The organism is Janthinobacterium sp. 17J80-10 (assembly GCF_004114795.1).
GTDB lineage: Bacteria > Pseudomonadota > Gammaproteobacteria > Burkholderiales > Burkholderiaceae_D > Paucimonas.
Genome location: NZ_CP035311.1, coordinates 3,004,712 through 3,025,342, shown reverse-complemented (window position 1 = coordinate 3,025,342; position 20,631 = coordinate 3,004,712). Strand labels below are relative to the sequence as shown.

Genomic DNA, 20,631 nt, shown 5'->3' with positions numbered 1-20,631 from the left:
GGTAATGCCTGTTGGTATTGTTAAACGCCTTGCTTGAGCGAAGCGCCGATGAAGTCGTCGAGGTCGCCATCCAGCACGGCCTTGGTATTGCCGACTTCGTGACCGGTGCGCAAATCCTTGATGCGCGACTGGTCCAGCACGTAGGAGCGGATCTGGTGGCCCCAGCCCACATCGGTCTTGGAGTCTTCCAGCTTTTGCTGCTCGCTCATGCGGTTGCGCAATTCCAGCTCGTACAGCTTGGACTTCAGCATGTCCCAGGCTTCGGCGCGGTTGCGGTGCTGGCTGCGGTCGTTCTGGCACTGCACCACGATGCCCGAGGGGCCGTGGGTCAGGCGCACGGCCGAGTCGGTCTTGTTGATGTGCTGGCCGCCCGCGCCGGAAGCGCGGTAGGTGTCGACGCGCACGTCGGCCGGGTTGATGTCGATCTCGATCGAGTCATCCACTTCCGGGTAGACGAACAGGCTGCAGAACGACGTGTGGCGACCGTTGGCCGAGTCGAACGGTGACTTGCGCACCAGGCGGTGCACGCCGGTTTCGGTGCGCAGGAAGCCGTAGGCATAGTCGCCCTCGACCTTGATCGCGGCAGTCTTGATGCCGGCGATTTCGCCGTCGGACTGTTCCAGGATTTCGGTCTTGAAGCCCTTGCGCTCGCAATAGCGCAGGTATTGCCGCATGATCATCGAAGCCCAGTCTTGCGCCTCGGTGCCGCCGGCGCCGGCGGTGATGTCGATGAAGCAGTTGTTGGCATCCATCGGATTGTTGAACATCCGGCGGAATTCCATGCCTTCGACGCGCTTGCGCAGTTCTTCGGCATCGGCTTCGATGGCGACGACGGTGTCTTCATCGCCTTCCTCGCGCGCCATCTCGAACAGGTCGGTGGCGTCGCGCAGGCCGGATTCGATCTCGGTCAGCGAGGTGACGATGGCTTCGAGGGATTTCTTTTCACGGCCGAGGTCCTGGGCCCGCTTCTGGTCATTCCAGACGTTCGGGTCTTCCAGCTCGGCGTTGACTTGCTCTAGTTTCTCTGACTTCGCAGCGAAGTCAAAGATACCCCCGAAGTTCAACCTCACGGATGGTGAGGTCCGCCAGCAGGGCGGAGAGGGCGTTGAGGCGTTCTGCTTCCATGATGGATTTTAGTGTGTGCGGTAAAACCGGACATTATAGCTTAGGGCGGGTGGGCGATGAAATTCTGCTGTCAATACCGATCAACCGTCGCAGCCAATTTGGCAGGCTTCGCCCTCACTAGATACCGTGCTTTGTGCGGATGCTATGAGGAATTTCATTGGCCTGAAATGGGCAAGGAGTAATGTTTATTGCAATTAATAAATGCAATCGGACAACAAAAATTGTACAAATGGTTAAAATAGACGATCAACTCTTCGGTAATTGATATGGATCGCACAGAACGCCTGTACCGAATTCAAACGCTTTTAAGCCAGTATCGGGTGGTGCCCAGGACTAAATTTCTGGAAGTTCTGGGCATATCACTGGCGACATTCAAGCGCGATCTGGCTTACCTGCGTGATCGCATGGACGTTCCAATTGAATACGATACCGAGGCAGGGGGATATCGTCTGAAAGCGACAGTGCGGGGTGGTAGACATGAATTGCCTGGCATGTGGTTCAACGCCGATGAAATCCATGCATTGCTGAGCATGCAACAATTGCTGCAGGAATTGCAGCCCGGATTACTTACGCCGCATATCCAGCCCCTACTTGATCGCCTGTATCGATTGCTCGACAGTCCGGATGTGCCCCGTAAAGAAGTGCAGCGGCGGATACGCGTGTTGCGGGCCAATGCCCACCAGATCAACCCCGCGTCGTTTGGGCTTGCCAGCACCGCCGTGCTCAACCGGCGTCAGATCACCATCCAATATTTTCATCGCGGCCGCAATGCTACCGAATCCCGCACACTCTCGCCGCAACGCTTGACCTATTACCGGGACAATTGGTATCTGGATGCATGGTGCCATTTGCGGGAGGACATACGTTCGTTTTCGCTTGATGCCATCCGGGGCATTGAATTGCTGGACGACGCTGCGCTGAATATCCCCGATGCGGACCTCGATGCGGTTTTCACTGCAGGTTACGGTATTTTCAGTGGAGCAGAGCTGCAATGGGCTGTATTACGGTTTTCTCCTGAACGGGCGCGCTGGGTCAGCCGGGAAAGCTGGCATCCGCAGCAGGAGTCTTTCTTTGAGGAGGATGGGCATTATGTGCTGCGGGTGCCGTACAGCGATGACCGGGAATTGTTGATGGATATATTGCGGCATGTGCCGGAAGTTGTTGTGCTCGGGCCATCGGGTTTGCAAGTAAAAGTGGCGGCACAGTTAGAAAAGGGGGTGGTGTCTATAAAAAATATGTAGATGTTTATGTGGTGGCGCATGCCATGAGCCTGGCTTCATTTAGATTGAGAGTAAATGTGCATTTAAAGGCCGATGAATGAGCGAACCTGCTCCGTATTGTCAAACCCAACAAAAGTATGTCAAAAAGGGCCCGTCTATGAGTGGAAGTCAGCCTATTGCTCACGCTGCAAAAGACAAAAACGATGTATGGCGGGAGCCGCACGGCTTGGATGAGCATCTGCGGGAAGTGGCGCGTTTGGCATCACTGAGTGCCAGTCGCTTCAATAGCTCCGACTGGGCGCATCTCGCGGGTTTGTGGCACGACCTGGGCAAATACCGGCCACGTTTTCAACATTACATTCGTCAAGCTAGTGGCTTCGAGGTTGATGCACATATCAATGGCGAAGCGGGTAAAGCACCGCACTCTACTGCCGGCGCGCTGCTTGCGTGTGACCGATTTGATGTGGCGGGGCGGGTATTGGCTTATCTTATTGCCGGGCACCATGCCGGGCTATATGACTGGTTCGGCGGACTCGATGATCGTCTTGGCAAAGCGGACAGTCGCGATGAATTTAATGAAGCGTTGGCGCAGCAGCCACCAGCCGACATTCTCGATCACGGTGCATTTGTACCGGATTTACGCGACATACCCGGCGGCAAGGATGGTTTCGCTTTATGGGTGCGAATGCTTTTTTCGTGCTTGATCGACGCTGACCGTCTCGATACCGAGGCTTACATGGATGCTGACAAGTCCGCGCAACGTGTTGGCTGGCCGAATATACAAAACCTGCTCGAACAATTTGATCGGTTCATGACCAGCAAGACGCTCACAGCAGATGCCACAGCGGTTAACTTGCTGCGCGCCGACATCCTGCGTCAATGTCGCGAGAAAGCATATGATGCCCCCGGCCTGTTCTCCCTGACCGTTCCCACCGGCGGTGGAAAGACACTATCCAGCCTTGCATTCGCCCTGGAACACGCCAAGCGCTTCGAAAAACGACGCATCATTTACGTCATACCTTACACCAGCATCATCGAGCAGACGGCCGACATTTTCCGTTCCATTTTTGGCGATGCCGTGATCGAGCATCACAGCAATGCTGATGCCGATCCAGAAAAGGAAAACCACAAAAGCCATCTAGCCTGCGAAAACTGGGATGCGCCGGTTGTCGTCACTACCAATGTCCAATTTTTCGAATCCCTGTTCGCCGCCAAAACTTCCCGCTGCCGCAAGTTGCATAACATCGTTGATTCCGTTGTGGTACTGGATGAAGCGCAGCTTTTGCCGCCGGAGTTTTTACAGCCAATTCTCGACGTGCTAAATCTGCTGACAATACATTATGGCGTCACAGTCGTGTTGTCCACCGCTACCCAGCCGGCGCTGTCGACGCGTGAATACTTCGATGCCAGGAACAATATGCGTGGCCTCGACAATGTGCGCGAGATCATGAGCGACCCGGACGTGCTCTACCGGGCATTGGAGCGGGTCAAGGTGCGCCTGCCCGCAGACTGGAACACGCCCATGAGTTGGGATGTATTGGCGGAAGAAATCAATCAACGCGGTTCCGTACTCGCCATCGTCAATCGCCGCAAAGATGCGCGCGAACTTTGGCAGCGCATGCCGGAAGGCACCTTGCATCTGTCGGCGCTGATGTGTGGCGAACATCGCTCGCAAATCATTCAAAAAATCAAAGCGCAACTTAAGGACGGTATTCTGACACGCGTGGTCAGTACGCAGTTGGTGGAAGCCGGCGTCGATGTGGATTTTCCGGTGGTGTATCGGGCATTGGCCGGGCTAGATTCGCTCGCGCAGGCCGCTGGACGCTGTAACAGGGAAGGCAAGTTGGCGCAGGGTGAAGTTGTGGTGTTTATTCCGCCCCAACTCTCGCCGCAAGGTCAGTTACGCAAGGCCGAGGATGCTTGCCGCAGTGTGTTGTATGGCCATATCGGAAAGCCGCTGGAACGTGTCCTGTTTTCCAGTTATTTCGAAAAGCTCTATCATGCCTGCGATCTGGATGCGCAAGGAATAGTTAAGTTGCTTGAAGTTGATGGACAAACCCTTGCAATCAATTTTCGCACCGCCGCTGAAAAATTCAAACTCATTCAGGATGAAGATAGTGCGCCCGTTATCGTCCGCTATCGTGGTGCGGAGGGCAATGACGAGGCGATAGAGAAATGGCTGAATGCCCTTAGAAAAGATGGCCCTGACCGCTGGCTGATGCGAAAGCTGCAACGCTACACCGTTACTGTCCCGCGTCGAGATGCGATGCGCCTTCTCGCGCAAGGCGATGTGGAAGAAATTATTCCCGGGCTATTCGTGCAAAAAAATGATTTTCTGTATCACGACCAACTGGGGCTAATTATCGAAGGCGTTTTGCCTTCTGCCCAGGCATTCATCGCCTGAAAGGATCTGTCTTGAAACGCTATTGCCTTGAACTCTCCGGGGACTTTGCCTGCTTTACCCGCCCAGAAATGAAAGTCGAACGTGTCAGCTATGACGTAATGACCCCTTCCGCCGCGCGCGCCTGTTTCGAAGCCATTCTGTGGAAACCAGCCATTCGCTGGCATATTCACCAGATCGAAGTATTGAAGCCCATCCACTGGATCAACCTGCGCCGCAATGAAGTCGCCAGCGTGGTTTCCACCCGCAACGTGGAGACTGTGATGAAAGGCGGCGCAGCCATTCTCGGCCTCAACATCGAGGATGAGCGCCAGCAGCGCGCCGGGCTGTTTCTGCGCGACGTGGCTTATCGCGTCCATGCCGATTTGGAATTTTTCCCTGAGCGTGATGCGGGCGCGCACGCCAACAAGTATTACGAGATGTTCGAACGACGCGCCAGTCGGGGGCAATGCGTCAACCAGCCTTATCTTGGTTGCCGAGAGTTTGCCGCCCACTTTCGGCTAGTGACAGACATCGCGGCAGAACCCATGCCGATAACCGAGACGCGTGAACTTGGCTTCATGCTGCACGACTTGGATTTCACCAAACCAAGCGATCCGACGCCACGCTTCTTCCGTGCCCGGCTGGAAAATGGCGCAATTAATGTGCCGGCGTGGAATAGTGAAGAGGTGCGAGGATGATTCTGCAAGCGCTTAGCGACTACTACTTGCGCTGTCAACGTTCACCCGATCCCCAAGATCGGCTGCCGGCTTTTGGCCTCGAAGAAAAAGAAATCCCATTTGTCATCGAAATTGATGCGGAAGGGCGGCTCGTCAATCTGGCCGATACGCGCACATTAGAAGTAAAGAAAAAAATTGGTCAGCGTTTTCTGGTGCCGCAGGGCGCGAAAAAAACCTCCGGAGTTGTCGCCAACCTTCTTTGGGATACGGCCGAATATGTACTTGGGGTGGATACCAAAGGCAAGCCGGAGCGCGTTGCTGAACAGCACGCGGCATTTCGCACACGACTGGCAGGCTTGCCGCCGGACGCGTTAAACGATGCCGGGATACAAGCGATTCTTGCGTTTTTCAGCGGCTTCGATCTCATACAATTCGAGGCCTTTACTGTGTGGCCAGAGATTCTTCTCACCAATCCAGTCATGACATTTCGACTGCATGGCGATATGGAGCTGGTTTGCCAGCGTCCCCTGATTGTTGCAGCAACCGCTGTGACGACGGATGGCGTTACGCCTGATGGTGTCTGCCTCGTTAGTGGCAGCGCTGCTACGATTGAACGTTTGCACCCAGCCATCAAGGGTGTATGGGGTGCACAAACATCCGGCGCGAACATTGTTTCTTTCAACCTAGATGCGTTCAACTCCTACGGCAAGGTACAAGGTGCGAATGCCCCTCTCGGGAAACCCGCCGTTTTTGCCTACACCACGGCCCTCAATCACTTGCTGGCGCGCGACTCCCGCCAACGCATCCAGGTCGGCGATGCCTCCACCGTTTTCTGGGCGAAAGAAGTACATGACCTGGAGGCTGTATTGCCTGATTTGTTTGGCGAGCCGCCCAAAGACGATCCTGACCGGGGAACGGATGCTTTGAAGGTGCTGTATCAGTCAGTCCAGTCCGGAAAATTTTCCCACGGCGCCGCAGATACCCGCTTCCATGTCCTGGGGCTGTCGCCCAACGCTGCGCGGATCGCTATCCGGTTTTGGGAAACTGCGCCTGCTAATGAACTCGCTCAGCGGATCGCCCGTCATTTCGACGATATCAAGATAGCGCGGGCACCGCACGACCCGGAACATCTGTCACTTTTTAGGCTGTTGACGTCGCTCGCGGTGCAAGGCAAAGCCGACAACATCCCGCCCAACTTGGGTGGCGAAGTTATGCGTGCCATTTTGCAAGGCTTACCTTATCCAGCACCATTGCTTAACTTGGCTGTACAACGCACCCGGGCGGAACAAAAACCTACCTATGCGCGCGCTGCCGCCATCAAAGCTTCATTGAATCGAATCATTCGTCGTGCCAACCTTACCGCATTCGCATCCGAGAAGGAATTTCAAGCTATGCTCGACCAGACAAACGCCAATCCAGCTTATCTTTTGGGGCGATTATTTGCGACCCTGGAAAAAATTCAAGAAGAGGCTAGCCCCGGCCTCAACGCAACCATACGCGACCGTTATTACAGTGCTGCGTCCAGCACGCCGGTCGCCGTCTTCACAACGCTACTGCGATTAAAAAATCATCACCTTGGCAAACTTCCGAAAGGACGCGCCGTGCAGATGGAAAGACTGATTGGCGAAATCATGGGCGGGCTTGATGGCTTTCCCCGCATTCTCGCTTTACCAGATCAAGGCCGATTTGCCCTCGGTTACTACCACCAACGCCAATCTTTTTTCACTAAAGCAGAATCCACCAACAACCAAGAGGAATCCAAATGAGCCTGACCAATCGCTACGATTTTGTTCTGCTTTTCGACGTAAAAGACGGCAATCCTAACGGTGACCCTGATGCGGGGAATTTGCCGCGACTAGATGCCGAAACTGGTCACGGCCTCGTGACGGATGTTTGTCTGAAACGCAAGGTGCGAAATTTTGTCGGCATGGCGAGGGGTGAACAGCCTCCGTATGAAATTTATGTAAAAGAAAAAGCTGTCCTCAACAACCAGCACAAGCGGGCTTATGTCGGCATCGGGCGCGAAGATATGCTTACGGGAGATGATAAAAAACGCAAGGGTGGCGATGCCGTCGATGATGCGCGAAAATGGATGTGCCGCAATTTTTTTGACGTACGGACTTTCGGCGCCGTCATGTCTACCGGAATCAATTGCGGGCAGGTTCGCGGCCCGGTGCAGCTTACTTTTGCCCGTTCCATCGATCCGATCATCGCCCAGGAACACTCGATTACGCGTATGGCCGTTGCCACCGAGGCAGAAGCGGAAAAACAGGGAGGTGATAACCGCACCATGGGGCGTAAGCACACGATTCCCTACGGTCTCTATATGGCGCACGGCTTCGTTTCTAGCTTCCTCGCCAAGCAAACAGATTTTTCCGAAGACGATCTGGAATTATTTTGGCAGGCGCTGATTCAGATGTTTGAGCACGACCGATCTGCCGCACGAGGTGAGATGAGTACGCGCGGACTGTACGTATTCAAGCACGATTTGGAACTTGGCAATGCCCCTGCGCACAGTCTGTTCGGGCGAATCCGCGCAACGCGTAAGGAAGGCGTGGACGTGCCGCGCAGCTTTGCTGATTATGATGTGATGGTTCAAGATGCCGATCTGCCCGCAGGCGTGACGCTGTTGAATAAGTCTTGCTGAAACTTGACGCAACGCGGATAGATTTTCCATGACAAATTCCGCAGATGAAGCCGTTGCAATCTCGGCCCTGCAACACTGGATCTATTGCCCACGCCAGTGCGGTCTGATCCATCTGGAGCAGGCGTTCGAGGAGAATATCCATACCGTGCGCGGGCAGGCCGTGCATCATCTGGTTGATACGCCGGGATATGAAATCAAGGCGGGTGTGCGTGTCGAGCGCGCATTACCGGTGTGGAGTGATTGCTACAACCTGATTGGCAAGGCCGATCTGGTTGAATTTCACCCGGATGGCAGGGTGTATCCGGTCGAGTTCAAGCACGGTGCCAAACGGCAGAAATTGCATGACGATATTCAGCTTGCCGCGCAAGCGATTTGCCTGGAAGAGATGCTGGATCGTCCCGTGCCAAGCGGGGCCATTTTTCATGCCAGCAGCCACCGGCGCCGGGAAGTTCTCATCACACCGGTACTCAGACAGCTGGTGATAGCGACCACAGATGCCATTCGTGCGATGCTGTCGTCGGGCAGGCTGCCGCCGCCGGTCAACGATGCCCGCTGCAAGGAATGTTCGCTGAAAGATATTTGTCAGCCAGATGCGATGGCGCAGCGTGATCGGCAACGTCAACAAAGACTCAACTTATTTAACCCGGAGGCGTAAAGTGCACACTGTACAGAATACCCTTTACGTGATGACGCCAAACGCCTATGCGCATCTTGACAACGCCACTTTGCGCATTGACGTTGAACATGAAAAAAAGCTGCAGGTGCCGCTTCATCATTTGGGCGGACTAGTCTGTTTTGGCAATATTATGGTGTCGCCCGCGCTGATGCACAGGCTGGCCGATGAAGGAAAATCGCTGGTGCTTTTGGATAATGCAGGTCGATTCAAGGCGCGGCTTGAAGGCGCTGTCTCTGGCAATATCCTGTTGCGCCAAGCCCATCATCGGGTGGTGTCCGATGCCGTATTCTCTTTGGAATTTGCACGTTCCGTGGTGGCTGGAAAACTCAAAAACAGTCGTACCAATCTGCAGCGAGGCGCGCGAGAAGCCGCAAATGCAGAAGAGGCGGCGACGCTCACGCGCAGTGCCGACAATCTTGCCGCATCGCTGCGTGCAACGGCCACGGCCACGACGCTGGATCAACTTCGTGGCGTGGAAGGCGAGGCTGCGCGCGGCTATTTTTCCGCCCTCAATCTTATTGTCAAAGCCCCGTTACGTTCATCGTTTGCATTGAATGGACGTACTCGTCGCCCGCCACTGGATCGCTTCAATGCATTGATTTCCTTTCTTTATGCGATGAGCATGAACGACTGCCGTTCTGCCTGCGAAGCTGCAGGGCTGGATGTGCAACTCGGAATTTTTCATGCGATTCGTCCAGGTCGTGCAGCACTCGCGCTGGATTTGCAGGAAGAATTCCGTTCTATAATCTGCGACAGGCTGGCGCTTACCCTTATTAACCGTGTACAGATCACTGAGGCCGATTTTGACGAACGCGAAGGCGGTGCCGTTATGCTCGGCGACAAAGGCCGCCGCACTGTTGTCACGGCTTGGCAAGAACGCAAACAGGAAGAAATCACTCATCCACTCACCGAAAATAAAGTCCCCATTGGTTTGCTTCCCTTTATCCAGGCCCGTTTTATTGCGCGCACCATCCGGGGCGAGATGGATGACTATTTGCCTTATCTGGCGAAATAGGAACCCGGATGCTCATTATTGTCACCTACGACGTTTCTACTGAAACCGCTGCAGGTCGTAAGCGACTCAGGCGAGTTGCAAAGACTTGTGAACGTATCGGGCAGCGTGTGCAGAAATCTGTATTCGAATGCACGATTGACGAAATGCAGTTTGAGCAATTGGAGCGTGCCTTGTTAGCTGAAATCGATGCAGCGACGGATAATCTGCGCTTCTATCGCATAACTGAACCGGTGGATCTCCGTGTCAAGCAATACGGTTGCTTCCGCTCGGTAGATTTTGACGGCCCTCTCATTGCTTGAGCGCGAACGGCTATCAACGGCCAACATGCAGGACTTTCGCGCACACGCTAACTTGATGAAAAATATGATTTTTTTTCGCAAAATGAAATCGGTAAGATTTTATTCCTGGCTTTTTGGAGCGGGTTCGCGGGAAAATATGAAATTCTTCTTGCGTAGCTGTGGGTTACGCGAGTGGAGCATCGCCCGGTCGATTGATCGGGCGCGGATTGAAACACCCTGCCGCATGCGCGCAGCCAGGGTTCACCGAAGCATCGCCCGGTCGATTGATCGGGCGCGGATTGAAACTTCCCAGCCAAAGGCTTTGCCAATAGCTTCCACGGCATCGCCCGGTCGATTGATCGGGCGCGGATTGAAACATTCTGCTGCACGAGTCACCGCAATGGCTCAATGCATCGCCCGGTCGATTGATCGGGCGCGGATTGAAACCCGATGAGCTGAAGCCGCTGGCGAGCGCCTATACCGCATCGCCCGGTCGATTGATCGGGCGCGGATTGAAACCTTGATGCCCTCAACAGCCGCCCGGGTGACGACTGCATCGCCCGGTCGATTGATCGGGCGCGGATTGAAACCTGTCAATCGGTCTGCAAGTGCTTTGGCTTTGCATCGCCCGGTCGATTGATCGGGCGCGGATTGAAACCTGCGGCCATGCCAGTATTCGATATTGCCAATGGGCATCGCCCGGTCGATTGATCGGGCGCGGATTGAAACTAACCCCATCCCTCCCCTGCACGCCGGGGGAGGGCGCATCGCCCGGTCGATTGATCGGGCGCGGATTGAAACCGGAATGACGCAGGCGCAGGTCGATGCCTTGCTGGCGCATCGCCCGGTCGATTGATCGGGCGCGGATTGAAACAAGATAGACGAGCAAGCAGGTGCTGAACTTGGCAATGCATCGCCCGGTCGATTGATCGGGCGCGGATTGAAACGACTTCTTCGACTACGCAAAGCGGCGGGGGTAAAGCATCGCCCGGTCGATTGATCGGGCGCGGATTGAAACAACGGCGAGCCTATCATGCCCGACTATCCTGGCAGGCATCGCCCGGTCGATTGATCGGGCGCGGATTGAAACTGGCCTGGCGCCGCGGGACAGGTAGTGCCCGGCGGCATCGCCCGGTCGATTGATCGGGCGCGGATTGAAACGTGCTGGCGGGCGTCGCGATCCTTGGCGAACAGCGGGCATCGCCCGGTCGATTGATCGGGCGCGGATTGAAACGAGCCGCCCACGGCAGAATTGAGGATCGGGCCACGCATCGCCCGGTCGATTGATCGGGCGCGGATTGAAACCGGTCTGCGAATGGATCAGTTCGGCGAGGGTGAAGGCATCGCCCGGTCGATTGATCGGGCGCGGATTGAAACGTATTGATGCCACCAGGGTGTGTATCCCACGCAGGCATCGCCCGGTCGATTGATCGGGCGCGGATTGAAACATGGTGGGAGCTGCGCTAATGGGGCACTACGTCAAGCATCGCCCGGTCGATTGATCGGGCGCGGATTGAAACATCATCTTTGCCAGCCTGTCAGCACGAGCGCCGACGCATCGCCCGGTCGATTGATCGGGCGCGGATTGAAACAAGCCCCGGCGTTCGATTACATCGCCGCAGCAAACGCATCGCCCGGTCGATTGATCGGGCGCGGATTGAAACCACCAGATCGGCTTGCCATCAGCGTCAAGCGTGGGGCATCGCCCGGTCGATTGATCGGGCGCGGATTGAAACTTCGTCAGCATCGACAAGGACGTGCTGTGGCCGCCACATCGTCCGATCAATTGATCGGACGATTACGGGCTCATGGCTCGCCGCAAGCGGCACCTGAAAACGCAGTACCCTATCCAGTCTAAGGAAAATTGTGCTGTCCGAACGCGTCACTCGTTTAAAAAGATATGCTCCTGATGCCATTCGATAAACGCTATGTCCGGCTTGAATTTTTCAGGCAACGCAATCATCTTTCCCTCAATTCCTAATAGCCATTCAGAGGAAAAAAGAGTGCTTTCGCCGGTTTTGATTTCTTTGGATACTTTCACCACTGAACTCAGTGGTTATGGTGATCAAACCTTGATCGAATGCCCGGTCGTGTAATGCTGATAAACACAAACCGTTGCGTGGGTTCAGTCGATTGTTGGCGTCCTGACGCCAAGGGAGAATATGACTTGCGACAAGCAAGCGTGGGTGTGACAACCCTGTGATGCAGCATCGGTTTTGGTAAGCGCTCATCACGGAACGTCTAAAAAAATTCTGCCCTATGCGTATTTTCACTTGGGTGAGTTTTTCGCTGCCCACATAGTTTTCAGCCAACTCGCCATCGGCACTGTCCAGCGGTTGCGATGTCAAATCTCGTTCCATTGCATCTGCAGTCGGCAAAAGTGCATCGACCTCGGCTTGGCTTTCCAACGCGAAGTATTCCCAATTCTGCTGCATTTCCTCCCACATTCTTTTATCGGATGCGGAGGCGCTCGTGAGTCCGTTTCGGCCTGTGGAGGTAATTGCAGGATCAAGACTCGCAATATTGGTGAGCTTCATCGCTAACGCAGATGGCGTGCGCCCGATTAGCGCCGCGAATTTAATAATGTCGGCATTCTTCGAGTGCACTTTGCCGAATGGCATCTGGCAGTAGAGATAAAATGCAATTAAAAGTTGTCTGCGTGTCCAACCTTGGTGTTTTTCTGCCATGTTGAAAGGTATCACTCCGCCAATTCGTAAGCCGTGTGCTATTGGCACAGGCGCTTAACCATCAAGCCGGGCAGCCATGTTCACCGTTTGCCCGGCAAAGTGCTGGCTGACCCATTGCTCGCACACGTCCCATAGCAGCGGCGCACCTTTTTTAATCACAGGCCCATAGCGGGAGAAGACCTGTTCAAGTGAAACACTGTTTTCTATCCAGGTTCCGCCACCGGTAAATACATTCACAAGGAGTGGTTGAAAACGATCGAGGGCCTTCGCAAACTTCGCGTCTTCTGTCTCTGCATGCTCGAATTCCTGCCATAGAGCCAGCAGTTCCTTGCCTTGTTGCTGGGGCAGTAAGCCAAACAAACGCTCTGCCGCTCTGAATTCCTGCTCGGCCTGCCATTCGCTTGAGGACCCGCCATGAATGGGAAAATCGCCGACGTCGATCTCGACGATGTCATGCAGCAAGAGCATCTGTATTACGCGATGCGTTTTCACCGGCCCGCAGGCATACTCACTCAATAGCAGGGAATACATCGCCAGGTGCCTGGAATGCTCAGCAGAATTTTCTTTCCGGCTTTGGTCAAGCAGTGGGGATTACCGTACGATGGTTTTCATTCGGTCTATTTCTCTTGGGAAAATTAACTGTTTTTCCAGTGCTGTTGATTGCATGGTCTGTTTGCATCCTGATGTGATTGCACATTATATAAAACGGTTGCGGCGACCCTCTGCCTCGGGCCGGGAGGGGACGTTCTGAACCTGACACGTTCTGCAGTTAGAATTCCAATTTCTTTAGTTTTTTAAACAATGAAAAACTGGTTATTCCTGTTCGCCGCAATCGTTGCGGAAGTCATTGCCACATTGGCGCTCAAGGCGAGCGATGGCTTTACCAGGCCATGGCCAACCGTGGTCCTGGTTGCAGGTTATGGCGCGGCCTTTTACCTGCTTTCCCTGACGCTGCGCGCCATTCCCGTGGGAATCGCTTACGCCATCTGGTCGGGCGTTGGCATCATTCTGATCTCGGCAGTGGCGTGGTTCTGGTATGGCCAGAAGCTCGACCTCCCGGCGATCATCGGCATGGCGCTCATCGTGGCGGGCGTGATCGTGCTCAACGTGTTTTCAAAGACAGTGGGGCATTAGCGGCGGAGCTTGCTGGAGGTCGATTTTTATAGTGCTTTAGATTTGGCACAACTCCGTCAATTCATAAGCCGTACTACGCCCGGCCCCCGGCGCCTTGCGCAGCACACCCAGTGCCATCAGCTCATTGATGTCGCGCAGCGCCGTATCCGCCGAACACTTGGCGATGGCGCCCCATTTGCTGCTGGTGAGCTTGCCTTCGAAGCCGTCCAGCAGCCGGTTGAGCAGTTTCACCTGGCGCTCGTTCATCGGTGTGCCTGCCCAGCGTTGCCAGAAGCGCGCCTTGCCCAGCACGGCGTCCAGCGTGTCTTGGGCGCTGTCGACCGCCCGGTGCAGCGCGCCCAGGAACCACGCCAACCACTCGGTCACATCCAGCGCGCCTTTTTGCGTGCGCTCCAGGATATCGTAATAGTCCCGGCGCTCGCGCTGGATTTGCGCAGATAGACTATAGAAGCGTTGTGGGCTGCCATCTGCGCGGGTGAGCAGCAGGTCGCCCACCGCCCGGGCGATGCGGCCATTGCCATCGTCGAAGGGATGCAACGTCACGAACCACAGGTGCGCCAGCCCGGCCTTGATTAGTGCCGGCTCCGGCGTTGTGGCATTTGCCCATGCGAGAAAACCGGCAAGTTCTTCTTCCAGGCGGGTAGCTGGCGGAGCTTCGTAGTGGATGCGCTGGCGATGGAGAGGGCCGGAGACCACCTGCATCGCACCGTTGGCATCGTCGCGCCAGGCGCCGGTGCGGATCTGCGCCAGGCCGCTGTAACCCGTGGGGAAGAGTGCCGCATGCCAGCCGAACAGGCGTTCCCGTGTCAGCGGCGCCTGGGCTTGGCCGGTGGCATCGAGCACCATGTCGACCACGCCATCGACGTGCCGGTCCACCGGCGCGAGGGCGCCGATATCGACGCCAAGCCGGCGTGCAATGGAGGAGCGCACCGATTCGACATTGAGCTGTTCGCCTTCGATCGCGCTGGTCTTGACCACATCGTCGGTCAGCACGGCCAGGCTGGCCTGGTCGCGCAAGGCCAGGCCGACATCGGTCAGGCGCCCCAGCAGCAGACCTTGCGCGCGGCTGACCTCTGCCAGGGGATTGGCGAGTGCCGCGAGGTCGTAGCGCCAGTGGGGCCAATCGTCGGCTTGCCAAATGTAAAGTTTATCTCCGCTTTTCATGCGGAGATTGTGGCCCGTAATCGCCGCAAAGGCAAGATAATCACTGCATTAAATGCGGAGATTGCGCGTCAACCATTCTTTCCACTACCCGAACCCCGTTGAGGTTAGGCTAAATTTGGACTATATTTGGCCGTATAGTATAAACGCCACGAGAAGACGCCATGACGCTAGCTACCCAAATCAAGCCGATCTCCTATCTGAAGAGCAACGCGGCCGACATTGTGAAGGAATTTGCCACCAATCCAGAGCCGCTCATCATTACCCAGAATGGTGAAGCCAAAATGGTCGTGGTTGAAATCAATCAGTATGAAAGGCAACAGGAACAGCTTGCACTGCTTCGCCTGATTGCGCTTGGCCGTAAAGAGTACCAGGCAGGCAATTACACTGAAGCCGGAGCTTTCTTTGATGAATTGGACAAGGAAGAATGAGCCGTAAAGTCCTCATTCTGGATGTAGCCAAGCCCGACTTCAGGGAGATCAGAACTTATGTACAGTCTCAGTTTGGTGAGACGGTTTGGAATGACGTCAACGAAGAGTTCAAAACCGCAATCAACGACATTGGTTTACATCCCGCAGCTGGCAAAGAGATTGAAGAACTGAAGGAGCTGGGACAAGAAAATTTCAGGATACGACGCGTAAGACAGACCAGGATTATCTATGAGTACGACGACAAGGAAGTTTTGGTTCACATGTTCATTCACGCCAGGCGCGACTTCCGGACGCACCTGATGAAGCGGCTGTTCAACGTCTAGGATGCTGTTGCCCGTTGGATTTGCGTTGTTTCTGTCGATAAATCTTACATTTCGTAAATTTTTTCAAAAATAAATCCGCTAACTCCCTGATTTTACATAGAGATTGATTATTGGCATCAATATTGCATATGCAGCAATGTTTGATACCTAACTACTTACTAAATTTCAGGGGAACTGCATGAAAAAAATCTTCGCCGGCCTGCTGTTGGCACTCTCTTCGATTGGCGCCCAGGCATCGACCGTTGATTTTCAGGATCTGAGCTTCGGCAATTGCGCTTATTACGGCGGCAGCGGCGTGACCAGCGGTGGCTATTCCTTTAGCGGCAATACCGCTGACGCAAACCTGTTTGGCTGTTCCGCTGGCCTGGTCGCCGGCAATACGTCGAATGCGCTGATCAATGCCAACTCCCACAGCATCATCACCATGGCCCAAGTTGGCGGCGGCACCTTTTCCCTGACCTCGTTTGAAGCCGGTAACCGCTTCGATGCGCCTTACTACTATGGCACGTCGACTGCCATCGGTGTCCTGGGCTATGTCAACGGCGGCGGTACCGTCAGCCAGCAGTTCGCCTTCAATGGCAACGCGTTTGACCTGTTCACCCTCGGCAGCGGCTTTTCCAACCTGGATTACGTGGTCTTTACTGCAATCGGCACTGCCGGTCAAAATGGCGCTGCAGGTTCGGAATTCGTCATCGACAATATCGTCGTGAACGAATCCGTCGCCGTGCCGGAACCGGCTTCGCTGGCCCTGCTGGCCCTGGGCCTGTTCGGTTTTGCCGCCGCGCGCCGTCGCAAAATGTAAGTTGAGCCACACGGCGTTTGCCAGACGCCTGTGAGTCAAAAGCCCGCCATGTGCGGGCTTTTTTCATTGGAAGGCGGTGTTGCATGTTATTTTGTACGTTATAAATTTAAAATAACGTACAAAACGACATGTTTGATGGTATGTTGTCCTCTGTTTTACTTTGAATAAATTTATACGTTATAAAAATATGATAACGTACACATCTTATGAAGCGCCTTCCTGACAATATTTTTGGCCTGTATGCTGATTTGCTCCAGAAAGTGGAAGGGAGCAAGCTGGCGGCATTGCATGGCGGTTCCTATGTCTCCAAGCGCAATCGGGGCAGCCGCTATTGGTATTACCAGACTCGTACGCTGGGAGGGCAGGTGCAGCGTTACCTGGGCAAGGAGACGGAAGAGTTGCTTGCCCAGATAGAAGCTGCCCGGCAGTCGCAAGACGCGTTCAGCGCCATCATGAATGAGCGCAAGCGCCTGGTGGCCATGCTGATTGCAGGCGGCGCCACGCCAGAGAAAGGGCGTCCGGCGAAAATTCTTGAAAAAATGGCTGATGCGGGTGTGTTTTCCAGCGGCGGTGTGCTGATTGGCTCATTCGGATTTGCTTGCTACGGCAGCATGCTGGGAGTTCGATTTGATGATGCCCTGCATCGCACCGAGGATATGGATTTCGGTTTCGAGCGGGAAGTGCAGATCGCAATCCAGCGCAACCTGAAAGACGATCTGGTTGGCGCGGACGAATCATTTGTCACCCCCAGGCAGATCAATCCGTGGGTGGTTCCCAATGACATGGTCACCCCCGATGGTTTCAAGGTCGAGTTCCTGACGACCAAGGCCACGCCCCAGGACAAGGCGCCTGTGCCGATTGCGCGCTTTGCCATTCATGCGCAACCGCTGGATTTTCTCGACTACCTGATCGAGGATGTGCAGGATGCTGTCGTGCTTTCAGGCGCTGGCATTCCCGTCAGCGTGCCCAATCCGGCCCGCTTTGCCTTGCATAAGCTGGCGATTTCGCAACGACGGCCGGTGGGGCACCAGGCAAAGGCAAAAAAGGATTTGGCACAGGCCGGGGAAATCATCGAGGTACTGGCAACGGATAATCCAGGTGCGCTGCTGCTGGCGCACGATGCCATACTCAAGCGGCAGGATCAGTTCGGTAATGTCGTGATGTCAGGGGCAGTGCGTCTTTCGGTGGAATCAAAGGAAGCGCTAAAAAGTATGCTGCCGCAACTGTTGTCCTGACGGTATGCGCCGGAAAACCAGGCGACATCAAGCCGCCTGCGCATGCTCCACCAGCAGCTGAACCTTGGTCACGCCATTGTATTCATTGTTATCAAGGCGGAACGCCACCACAGCCTGCTCCGGCAAGCCATCCGCGTGGCCGAACCAGATCGCGTCGTAGCGGCGGCCATCCTTTTCCAGCAATAGTTTCAGGTGCTTGTCCTTCAGCACGCGCTGGTTGACCACGCGGAAGGTGTCGCAAAAGACTGGCGCGGCAAAGCCCTGGCCCCACACCTGTTCATCCAGCAAGCTGACGAATTGCGGCGTGAAGTAGGCGTCTTCGAGCGCGCCGTCGGTTTCGACGATGCGCTCCAGGGCGCTGCTGTTGAGCCATTCGCGGCCGACATCCTCGAAGGCATGGGTAAAGGCATCCAGGTTGTCGGCGCGCAGGGTGAGACCGGCCGCCATGGCGTGGCCGCCGAATTTTTCAATCAGGCTGGGGGCGCGCTTGGAAACCAGGTCGAGCGCGTCGCGCAAGTGGAAGCCGGCGATCGAGCGGCCGGAACCCTTGATGCTGACGCCATCGCCCGCTGGCGCAAAGGTGATGGTGGGGCGGTAGAACTTGTCTTTCAGGCGCGAGGCGACGATGCCGATCACGCCCTGGTGCCATGTCGTGTCAAACACGGTAATTGTCGAGCGGTTGGCGGGATCGAAATCGTCCAGCAGGGCCATGGCGGTATCCTGCATGCCGGATTCGATTTCGCGGCGGTCGCGGTTGATGGTGTCGAGTTCGTGGGCGATGGCCCAGGCGCGGCCTTCGTCATCGGTGGTCAGGCATTCGATGCCGAGAGACATGTCGGCCAGGCGCCCGGCGGCATTCAGGCGCGGGCCGAGGCCAAAGCCGAGATCGAAGGGCGAGGCGCGCCGCGCTTCGCGTCCGGCGGCGCGAAACAGCGCGGCAATGCCGGGCTGCATGCGGCCGGCGCGCATGCGCTTCAAGCCTTGTGCGACCAGGATGCGGTTGTTGGCATCGAGCTTGACGACGTCGGCAACCGTCCCCAGCGCCACCAGGTCGAGCAGGGCGTCCAGGCGCGGCTGGCTGGCGGCGTCAAACGCGCCACGTTTTCGCATCTCCGCGCGCAGCGCCAGCAGGACGTAAAACATGACGCCCACGCCGGCCAGGTTCTTGCTGGGAAAGCCGCAATGCGGCTGGTTCGGGTTGACGATCACGCGCGCGTCCGGCAAGCGGTCGCCCGGCAGGTGGTGGTCGGTGACGACGACGTCGATGCCGCGGCGGTTGGCTTCGGCCACGCCATCGATGCTGGCGATGCCATTGTCGACCGTGACGATGACGTCGGGCGATTTTTCGCGCACGGTCAGTTCGACGATTTCCGGCGTCAGGCCATAACCGTATTCGAAGCGGTTGGGGACGATGTAATCCACGCTTGCGCCCAGCATGCGCAAGCCGCGCAGGGCGACTGCGCAGGCGGTGGCGCCGTCGCAGTCATAGTCGGCGACGATGACCAGCTTCTTGCCGGCGCCGATGGCGTCGGCCAGGTAGACGGCGGCGGCTTCGACGTGCGTCAGGCTGGCCGGGGCAAGCAGCGAGCTTAGTTCGCTCGTCAGCTCGCGCGCGTCGGTCAGGCCGCGGGCGGCAAACAGGCGCGCCAGCACGGGATGCACGCCGCTCTGGCGCAGCATTTCGGACGTGCGGAAATTGCAGGGGCGGATGGCGATGCGGGTCATGGCAGCAGTCGGTTGAGGCTGGGCTTGACCCAGAATTTGCGCAGCGCGCCTTTGCCCAGGCTGAACTCGGCCAGGCGGGTATTGTTGGTGAGGATGAACCGGATGCGATGCAGCCGCCCGCCTTGCAGGGCCGACAGCAGCGGCGCGAACCAGTCGGCTTCCAGCGCCTGCATTTCTTGCAGCCAGGTGCCCCAGTCGGCGGCCATTGCCGCTGGCAGCAAGCTGTCGAGCGCCAGCAAGCCGCGCTGCGGCGCCGCCGTGATCACCTCGGTGGCGCCGCAATCCTGGCGCTTGCTGGCAGCGGACGCCGCCAGTGCAGCGCTCCAGCCATGCAGATTGAAGGCGTCGGTGTAGGGCGCAGGCAGCGCACCTTGCGATGCTTGCGCCACGCTGGCGCCGCCCCACAGCCAGAGCGAATTGACGACGCGCGCGCCGCGCGCTTCGCGCTCGGCATTGACTTCATGCATGTGCCAGTGCATCTGCACTTCATTCTGCAGCTTGCGCCAGGCCCGTTCCTGGCCGCCTTGCGGCAGCCAGATATCGATATTGTGGCCGCACGCCGCGTCGGGCGTGGCCGTGTGCAAGTCATGCCAGTCGTTGGCCTGCATGAACCAGGTGCCGGCGTCGCCATATACCAGGGTCTTGCCGTCTTCTTCGAAGAGCGGCAGGGCAGCCTCGAACAGGGCGCGCGCTTCGGCATCGTCCAGCGCGAGCTGGCGCGGGTCGGTCAGTACCAGGTGGTCGCGGGCGATGTGGAAGTGCACCGGTTGCAGCACGAACCAGGTGCCGGTGTCGGCTTGCAAGCCATGCTGGCGCATCAGGGCATCGGCCAGCGGTGGACTGCTTTCCGGCAATGCGTCGCCTGCCAGCAGCTGGCGCGCCAGCCAGGTTTCATGGGGCAGGGCGCGGGAAAAGGGGTCGAAATTTTCCGATTGGAGGGTTTTCGCGCGGGCCAGCAGCAGGGCAATCGCTGGAGTTTTGCATTGCTGCAATAGATCTTTGGCAAATTCCGGTGGCGGCAAGCCGAACGGCAGCAGGATATCGAGTTGACTCATGCCATGATTATAGAATGTATGGCACACTGCCGGCTGCTTTGCAGACTTGCAATGCTG

18 protein-coding genes, 1 pseudogene and 1 CRISPR repeat array are annotated in these 20,631 nt (G+C 56.4%); of the genes and pseudogenes, 13 read left to right on the top strand and 6 right to left on the bottom strand.

Going from position 1 to position 20,631, the window contains the following annotated elements:
• Positions 1-20: 20 nt before the first annotated feature.
• A protein-coding gene (gene prfB, locus EKL02_RS13575) for a peptide chain release factor 2 (RefSeq protein WP_128902543.1) occupies positions 21-1,125 on the bottom strand; the annotation gives its coding sequence in 2 pieces (ribosomal slippage) (positions 21-1,043 and positions 1,045-1,125; 1,104 coding nt in all).
• Positions 1,126-1,391: 266 nt separating this feature from the next.
• Here prfB and EKL02_RS13570 point away from each other — a divergent pair.
• The 8 genes from EKL02_RS13570 (at position 1,392) to cas2 (ending at position 10,042) form a co-directional block, all read left to right on the top strand.
• Positions 1,392-2,366, top strand: coding sequence for a WYL domain-containing protein (locus tag EKL02_RS13570; RefSeq protein WP_128902542.1), 975 nt, complete (start codon positions 1,392-1,394; stop codon positions 2,364-2,366).
• A gap of 76 nt (positions 2,367-2,442) precedes the next feature.
• Positions 2,443-4,749 (top strand): CRISPR-associated helicase Cas3', encoded by a 2,307-nt coding sequence (gene cas3 / locus EKL02_RS13565; RefSeq protein WP_241687716.1) that lies wholly within the window; start codon positions 2,443-2,445, stop codon positions 4,747-4,749.
• Between the two features lie 11 nt (positions 4,750-4,760).
• Positions 4,761-5,426 carry a type I-C CRISPR-associated protein Cas5c gene (gene cas5c, locus EKL02_RS13560; RefSeq protein ID WP_128902541.1) on the top strand — a complete coding sequence of 222 codons (666 nt, stop codon included), beginning with the start codon at positions 4,761-4,763 and terminating at the stop codon, positions 5,424-5,426.
• Positions 5,423-7,171 carry a type I-C CRISPR-associated protein Cas8c/Csd1 gene (gene cas8c / locus EKL02_RS13555; RefSeq protein WP_128902540.1) on the top strand — a complete coding sequence of 583 codons (1,749 nt, stop codon included), beginning with the start codon at positions 5,423-5,425 and terminating at the stop codon, positions 7,169-7,171. The genes cas5c and cas8c overlap by 4 nt, the downstream gene beginning before the upstream one ends.
• Positions 7,168-8,052, top strand: a complete 885-nt coding sequence (cas7c, locus tag EKL02_RS13550; RefSeq protein WP_128902539.1) for a type I-C CRISPR-associated protein Cas7/Csd2 — start codon at positions 7,168-7,170, stop codon at positions 8,050-8,052. The genes cas8c and cas7c overlap by 4 nt, the downstream gene beginning before the upstream one ends.
• A 28-nt stretch (positions 8,053-8,080) precedes the next feature.
• Positions 8,081-8,707 carry a CRISPR-associated protein Cas4 gene (gene cas4 / locus EKL02_RS13545; RefSeq protein ID WP_128902538.1) on the top strand — a complete coding sequence of 209 codons (627 nt, stop codon included), beginning with the start codon at positions 8,081-8,083 and terminating at the stop codon, positions 8,705-8,707.
• Complete coding sequence (cas1c, locus tag EKL02_RS13540) at positions 8,658-9,743, top strand: type I-C CRISPR-associated endonuclease Cas1c (protein ID WP_241687715.1); 1,086 nt, start codon at positions 8,658-8,660, stop codon at positions 9,741-9,743. The genes cas4 and cas1c overlap by 50 nt, the downstream gene beginning before the upstream one ends.
• A gap of 8 nt (positions 9,744-9,751) precedes the next feature.
• Complete coding sequence (cas2, locus tag EKL02_RS13535) at positions 9,752-10,042, top strand: CRISPR-associated endonuclease Cas2 (protein WP_128902537.1); 291 nt, start codon at positions 9,752-9,754, stop codon at positions 10,040-10,042.
• Positions 10,043-10,218: 176 nt separating this feature from the next.
• Positions 10,219-11,829: direct repeats of the CRISPR family, unit length 37 nt; unit sequence GCATCGCCCGGTCGATTGATCGGGCGCGGATTGAAAC.
• 180 nt (positions 11,830-12,009) lie between these two features.
• On the opposite strand, the gene EKL02_RS13530 is transcribed toward cas2, so the two are convergent.
• Both EKL02_RS13530 and EKL02_RS13525 read right to left on the bottom strand, forming a co-directional pair.
• Entirely contained in the window at positions 12,010-12,708 is a 699-nt protein-coding gene (locus EKL02_RS13530; protein ID WP_206732396.1) for an HNH endonuclease, read from the bottom strand.
• A gap of 54 nt (positions 12,709-12,762) precedes the next feature.
• Positions 12,763-13,374: pseudogene (locus EKL02_RS13525) on the bottom strand (HD domain-containing protein).
• A gap of 135 nt (positions 13,375-13,509) precedes the next feature.
• Here EKL02_RS13525 and EKL02_RS13520 point away from each other — a divergent pair.
• Entirely contained in the window at positions 13,510-13,842 is a 333-nt protein-coding gene (locus EKL02_RS13520; protein ID WP_128902536.1) for an SMR family transporter, read from the top strand.
• Positions 13,843-13,878: 36 nt separating this feature from the next.
• Here EKL02_RS13520 and EKL02_RS13515 read toward each other — a convergent pair whose 3' ends face one another.
• Positions 13,879-15,006 carry a Fic family protein gene (locus tag EKL02_RS13515; protein WP_128902535.1) on the bottom strand — a complete coding sequence of 376 codons (1,128 nt, stop codon included), beginning with the start codon at positions 15,004-15,006 and terminating at the stop codon, positions 13,879-13,881.
• A gap of 161 nt (positions 15,007-15,167) precedes the next feature.
• Between EKL02_RS13515 and EKL02_RS13510 the strand changes: the two genes are divergently transcribed.
• The 4 genes from EKL02_RS13510 (at position 15,168) to EKL02_RS13495 (ending at position 17,794) form a co-directional block, all read left to right on the top strand.
• Positions 15,168-15,434, top strand: a complete 267-nt coding sequence (locus tag EKL02_RS13510) for a type II toxin-antitoxin system Phd/YefM family antitoxin (protein WP_128902534.1) — start codon at positions 15,168-15,170, stop codon at positions 15,432-15,434.
• Positions 15,431-15,757, top strand: a complete 327-nt coding sequence (locus EKL02_RS13505; protein WP_128902533.1) for a type II toxin-antitoxin system RelE/ParE family toxin — start codon at positions 15,431-15,433, stop codon at positions 15,755-15,757. Before EKL02_RS13510 ends, EKL02_RS13505 begins: the two co-directional genes overlap by 4 nt.
• A gap of 178 nt (positions 15,758-15,935) precedes the next feature.
• A complete protein-coding gene (locus tag EKL02_RS18405; RefSeq protein ID WP_206732395.1) occupies positions 15,936-16,559 on the top strand; it encodes a PEP-CTERM sorting domain-containing protein in 624 nt (207 codons plus the stop codon).
• 206 nt (positions 16,560-16,765) lie between these two features.
• Positions 16,766-17,794, top strand: coding sequence for a GSU2403 family nucleotidyltransferase fold protein (locus EKL02_RS13495; RefSeq protein WP_128902532.1), 1,029 nt, complete (start codon positions 16,766-16,768; stop codon positions 17,792-17,794).
• Positions 17,795-17,821: 27 nt separating this feature from the next.
• Here the strand turns inward: EKL02_RS13495 and recJ are convergent, their stop codons facing one another.
• Both recJ and EKL02_RS13485 read right to left on the bottom strand, forming a co-directional pair.
• Positions 17,822-19,519, bottom strand: coding sequence for a single-stranded-DNA-specific exonuclease RecJ (gene recJ, locus EKL02_RS13490; RefSeq protein WP_128902531.1), 1,698 nt, complete (start codon positions 19,517-19,519; stop codon positions 17,822-17,824).
• Positions 19,516-20,574 carry a hypothetical protein gene (locus EKL02_RS13485; protein ID WP_128902530.1) on the bottom strand — a complete coding sequence of 353 codons (1,059 nt, stop codon included), beginning with the start codon at positions 20,572-20,574 and terminating at the stop codon, positions 19,516-19,518. The genes recJ and EKL02_RS13485 overlap by 4 nt, the downstream gene beginning before the upstream one ends.
• Between the last annotated feature and the right edge of the window lie 57 nt (positions 20,575-20,631).